5 protein-coding genes are annotated in these 5,214 nt (G+C 73.8%); 1 reads left to right on the top strand and 4 read right to left on the bottom strand.

Features of this window, described 5'->3' with window-relative positions; all coding sequences use genetic code 11:
- Nucleotides 1-123: 123 nt before the first annotated feature.
- The 3 genes from I59_RS07870 to I59_RS07860 all read right to left on the bottom strand — a co-directional run bounded on the left by I59_RS07870 (nucleotide 124) and on the right by I59_RS07860 (nucleotide 2,323).
- Nucleotides 124-699: an HAD family hydrolase gene (locus I59_RS07870; RefSeq protein ID WP_022903394.1), complete on the bottom strand. Its 576-nt coding sequence runs from the start codon at nucleotides 697-699 to the stop codon at nucleotides 124-126.
- Nucleotides 696-1,646, bottom strand: a complete 951-nt coding sequence (locus I59_RS07865; RefSeq protein ID WP_022903393.1) for a DUF389 domain-containing protein — start codon at nucleotides 1,644-1,646, stop codon at nucleotides 696-698. Before I59_RS07865 ends, I59_RS07870 begins: the two co-directional genes overlap by 4 nt.
- Before the next feature lie 71 nt (nucleotides 1,647-1,717).
- On the bottom strand, nucleotides 1,718-2,323 hold the full coding sequence (locus I59_RS07860) for a TetR/AcrR family transcriptional regulator (protein WP_022903392.1): 606 nt from the start codon (nucleotides 2,321-2,323) through the stop codon (nucleotides 1,718-1,720).
- Between the two features lie 62 nt (nucleotides 2,324-2,385).
- Between I59_RS07860 and I59_RS07855 the strand changes: the two genes are divergently transcribed.
- A complete protein-coding gene (locus I59_RS07855; protein ID WP_022903391.1) occupies nucleotides 2,386-3,033 on the top strand; it encodes an NAD(P)-dependent oxidoreductase in 648 nt (215 codons plus the stop codon).
- Between the two features lie 123 nt (nucleotides 3,034-3,156).
- Here the strand turns inward: I59_RS07855 and I59_RS22765 are convergent.
- A partial coding sequence (locus I59_RS22765; protein ID WP_022903390.1) for a hypothetical protein occupies nucleotides 3,157-5,214 on the bottom strand: 2,058 nt, incomplete at its 5' end.

Below are 5,214 nucleotides of genomic sequence, written 5' to 3'. Positions count from 1 at the left end.
CGACCTGCTCGGGTGAGGCGGCTCGCCCCCGGCGCGGGGGCCGGGTCACATCGGACGGGAGGCGCGGTGCGGGCCCGCCCCGCGCCTCCAGTCCGCTCGTCGGGCCTCGAGCAGGGTCCGCGCTCAGTCGCCGTGGGCCGGCGCGGTGAGCGCCGCGTCGACCAGTTCGTCGAGGGCGGGAGCCGCGTCGGCCGACCGGTCGACGAGCACCGCGCACATGCCGGCACGGCGTGCGCCCGCGACGTCCCGCTCGGGATCGTCGCCGACGAACAGGCACGCTCCGGCTCCGACCCCGAGCCGTTCCGCGAGGATCGTGAACGCTCGCGGATCGGGCTTCTGGACGCCGATCCGCTCCGAGACGCAGACGGCGTCGAACGCGTCGGCCAGGCCGGTGCGGGCGAGCTCGTCGCGTTGCTGCGCCTCGGAACCGTTCGTGAGCAGCCCGATCCGGTACCCGCGCTGCCGGAGCGTCCGCAGCAGCGGCACGACGTCCGGGAAGACCCGCCAGGCGTCCCGGTACGCGGCGAGGTAGTCGTCGAAGAGGGCGTCGAGCCCGCTGTCGGAGGCGGGGACCGCGAGCCCGAGCGGCGGGAGCACCGTCCGGAGTCGTTCCCGCCGCTGCTCCGGGAAGCCGATCTCGCCGGAGCGCCACCGTTCGTACTGCTCGTCCTCCGCCCGGATCGCGCCTCCCCGGCTCACCGGCGGGCCGCCCGACGCTCCTGCAGGCGCCGACCGAGCCGACGGCCGAAGACGAGCTGGACCGCGAGGGTCACCGTGCCCGCGAGCAGCAGCCCGGCGAGGTTCACGAGGAGTTGCACCACGGCAGCCCTCGCCTCGTCCCACGCACCCACCGCCAGCGTCAGCCCGACCGTCCCGACCGCGGGCACCGTGGTGATCGAGATGAACACCCCGACGAGCGCCGAGGGCTTCGCGGACGTGATGGAGAGGACTCCGGCGATGCCGGCGAGCGCCGCGATGACGAAGGACCAGCCGTCCGGCGCGACGATGAACTCGGTCTGCGTGCCGGTCGTCGCCTGCTCGTACGTGATGAGTCCGGCTGCGGACACCGCCGCCCACAGGCCCCACGACACGAGGGCGGAACCGGCGAACCCGGCGAGCAGCGTCGCGACGGCTGACCCGGCGATGCCGAAGCGCCGACGGACCAGGGCGTAGCAGGTCGCCGCGATCGGGGCGAACTCCGGACCGACCACCATCGCGCCGATGATGAGCACGGGTTGGTCGAGCAACCTCCCGATGCCGGCGATGAGCGTCGCGAGGAGGAGGAAGGTGAAGAAGGACACGGAGGGGCGTGCGTCCTCGCGGGCGTCGTCGGCGAGCTGCGCCCAGAGCACCCCGTCGGCCGGGTGTCCCGGTGCCGCCCGTTCGGCTGCGTCCGCGGCGTCGGAGACGACCGTCACCGGGTCGTACACCGCGATCGTTCCGTGCTCGGGCACCCCGGCGTGCCGCAGCATGCGCATGACGTTGTTCGCGTTCTCCCGCGCCATGTCGAAGAGGAGCAGGTCGCCGCTCCCGTCGAGACAGGCCCCGCGCAGCACCGTGACGTCGGACACGGTCGGGTCGGCGGACAGGCGGACGCGGAGTTCCTCGGCGAGCGGGGCGGGAGCGGAGACGCGGACCGAGAGCATGTCGCCAGTGTGTCGGAGAACGTCCTGCCCGGTTCCGGCACGAGGGGACGAGTGTCCCGATCGGTCGGGGATCAGCCCGGGGTGAGCGCTCGGGTCCGGAGGTCCGACGCGAGCATCATGTCGGTCGCGGCGTCGATGAGGCCGTCCGCGTGGGCGCGCTCGAGCCGTCGGGAGGCGACCAGCGCGGCGATGCCCTGCATGGTCGCCGCGAAGAGCATCTTGAACGCGGTCCGTGCTCCCTCGTCTCCCCCGCCGCCCGGCCGAGGACCCATGGCCTGGTCGAGGACCTCGAAGAGGGTCGCAGCGGACTCGCCGGCGGGCCCGGTGCCGCCGCTGCCCTTCGCCTGGAACATCAGCTCCATCAGCGCGGCGTCGTCGATCGCGAAGTCCACGTAGGCACGGGCGACCGCGCGGAAGCGGGCCGCCAGGTCGTCGCCCGACCCGGCGAGCGCCCGGCGGACCGCGCTGGTCAGCCGTTCGAACCCGGTCACGGCGAGGGCGTCGAGCAGCGCCTGCCGGTCGACGAAGTGGCTCCGCGGTGCGCCGTGGCTGACCCCCGCCCGGCGTGCGAGGTCGCGGAGCGAGAGTCCGTCCACCCCGGACTCGCGCAGGACTCGGACGGCCTCGTCGAGCAGCACCGCTCGGAGGTTGCCGTGGTGGAAGGGGCGCTCGGGCACGTCTCCATCCTAATCACGAACTAGGCATTGCCTAATTTCTAGCCAGTGCCTAGATTGGCGTCATGCAGATCCTCGTGTTCGGTGCCACCGGCCAGACCGGCCAGCACTTCGTCCGCCTCGCCCTCGCCGGTGGGCACTCCGTCCGGGCCGTCGCCCGCACCCCCGGCAAGCTCACGCTCGTCGACGATCACCTCGAGGTCGTCCAGGGGTCGATCACCGAGCCCCTCGACCTCGACCGGCTGCTCGACGGTGTCGACGCGGTGGTCGCGATGCTCGGCGATCGACAGGCGCAGGAGACCCGCATGGTCAACACCGAGTTCGTCCGCGAGCTCGTCCCCGCGATGCGCCGCGGAGGCGTCCGGCGGTTCCTCTACCAGGCGGGTGGCCTGAGTGCCGTGCCCGGCAAGCGGCTCCCGCTCGTGCTGCGGATCGTCCGGCGCACGATCGCCCGGAGCTACGACGGACAGCACCGGGACAACGAGGCGGTGATGCGGTACCTCGACACCGAGGCCCGCGACCTGCAGTGGACGGTCCACCGCGCCGGCATCGGGTCGGACGGACCGTCGAAGGGGACGCTCCGGCGCTCCTCGTCGTGGATCAGCATCGGCACGTTCGTCGACTGCGCCGAGTACTCGTTGCGGCTCCTCACGGACGACCGCGCGGTGCACAGCTGCGACGGGAGTGCCTACGCGCGGGGGCGACGCGACTGACCCAGCCCCCATCGGGGGCTCGGCAGCGCCGCAGAGCGGTACCACGCTGGAGCAGCCGGACAGGAGGCGCGGTGCGTGCCCGCCCCGCGCCTCCAGTCCGGCCGTCACCCGGCCGACGGCGTGTCAGCGCCGGACGGTGAAGCTCCCCCGAGCCGCACGGTCCGATCCGTACCCGCGAGCGGTCACGACGTGGGCGCCGACGCTCTGCGTCGTCTTCGCGACGGTCAGCGTCGCGGTGCCCGTCGTGTCGGCGACGACACGGGTGGCCGCGCCGCCGTCGATGCGCACGGCGACCGACTCACCGGGCCGGAACCCGGCGCTCGTGAAGACCACGCGGTGCGCGCGCTGCGGGCGGGTGGGGTTGGCGGTGACGGTGCCGGTCCCGGCCTGCGCCTCGGCGCAGGCGTCGCCGGCGCGGCCGACGGGCGGCGCGGACGACACGCTCGTCCCACCGATCGAGACACCGTCGTCCTCACGGAGCGTGAGGGTGCCGGTGCCGTCGCCGAGGACCGCTCCACCCTGCGTCGTGCTGACGGCGAGGGGGTACGCGGTGGTCCGGGACTCCGAGGCGCGGCGGTCCCCGAAGACCGGCACGGCGACCGTGTGGCAGACCTCACCGGGACGGAAGACGACCTCCTGCACGGTCGAGCTGACGGCACCGTCCCAGGCGTCGAGGTCGAACGCGACGGTCGCGGTCTGTTCGGCCGGCCGTGAGAGGACGACGGCGACCCGCGCGGTGCCCTTGGCGTTGCCCTCGTTCACGAACCGGTCGGCGACCCGGACGGTCGGGCGGTCGACCACCTTCGGCGTGCCGAGCGACGAGGCGGGCAGCGCGGACAGATCGCTGAGCAGCAGGCCGCTGCGACCCTTCGGCACCATGACGGCGACCTGCCGGACGTTCGTCAGGTCGATCCCGGTGAAGGCGCTGAGCGGGACCTGCGCCTGCTGGAGCAACGTCTTGCGCACCGCGTCCCGGGAACCGGGCAGGAGCGCACCGGCACGGCTCACGTCGGACAGCCTCCGCGTCGCGCTGGCTCCGGAGGCGTCGGTGACCCGGAGCGACACGTCGGCCGCCGCGGTCGCCCGGTCGTCCGGCGAGAGGCGGACGGACAGGGTCGAGAAGGACGACAGGTCCCCTGCGGCCGGGTCGACCGCGACCTTGACCGCGCCACCGGAGGCCGTCCCGGTCGGGACGACGTGGAGCGCGGGCGTGGCGGGGACCGACGGCGCGAGCCAGGCCTGCACGTAGTCGGGCGCGGTCGTCGCACCGGTGACGCAGGCCGGCAGGGCGGGCGTGCCGGCGACGCCCTCGGTGCTGGCACAGGTCACCGCGCGCACGGCGCCCCGGGTGGTCACGGCGGGGTCCGCCGCGGTGAAGAGCGCGAGGTCGCGGCGGGTGCTGCCCGGCAGCGACGCGGTGACGCGGACGTCGGCCGTGCCGAGCGCTGACGGCACGCGACCGCTGCCGTCGAAGTACGGCAGGAACTGCTGCTCGCCGCCGAGCGTCAGTCGGAAGTACCCGCTGACGAGGCTCGTGCCGACGGCGTACTGCGCGCTCGAGCTCAAGCGCGTGGTGCCCTTCGCCTTCGCGCCGCACACCGGGTCCTGCTGGTCCCACCAGTCGTCGAACGACGCCTTCGGGTAGGTCGCCGGGGTCCAGACGGAGTTGAAGAAGTTGTGGTTCGCGCCCATCACGAGGACGGAGGAGCGGAGCACGTCGTCCCCGTAGGCCGTCCGGGAGTCGTCGAAGAAGTGCTGGCCCTGCAGGTCGGACACGTCGCCGTCGCAGTACGGCAGCACCACGGCCGTGTCCACGTCCGGGAGCGTCGTGCGGCCGAAGTCGGTGGGTGCGAGCGGCATGACGGCCGTGATGCCGAACGGCTGCTTCCGCTGGGCGTTCAGCAGGGCCGCCCGGACGACGCCGTCACCGCCGCGGGAGTGGCCCATGAGGCCGACGTGCTGCAGGTCGAGCTTGCCGACGAGCGCCGGGGAGAGCCGCGGTTCGTCCCCCGCGTCCGCGCGCTGCAGGAGCGCGAGGTGGTCGAGGACGAGCTGCCCCCGCGCCGTGGCCCCGCCGTCGTCGGCGTACGTGCCGTCGAGGGCGTTGATGGCGTCCGCGGAGATCGACACGACCGCGACCCCGTTGCTCGCGAGCGCCTGGGCGGCGGCGTGTACCCGAGG

The sequence above is a fragment of the Curtobacterium sp. B8 genome (assembly GCF_000333315.1).
Classification (GTDB): domain Bacteria; phylum Actinomycetota; class Actinomycetes; order Actinomycetales; family Microbacteriaceae; genus Curtobacterium; species Curtobacterium luteum.
The sequence above is the reverse complement of the archived record's forward strand: the minus strand, read 5'-3'. Positions and strand labels throughout refer to the sequence as shown.

Excerpts from the sequence above, each read along its gene's own strand:
- I59_RS07855 (WP_022903391.1), top strand. The coding sequence starts at position 2,386 with ATGCAGATCCTCGTGTTCGGTGCCACCGGCCAGACCGGCCAGCACTTC.
- I59_RS07865 (WP_022903393.1), bottom strand. The coding sequence starts at position 1,646 with ATGCTCTCGGTCCGCGTCTCCGCTCCCGCCCCGCTCGCCGAGGAACTC.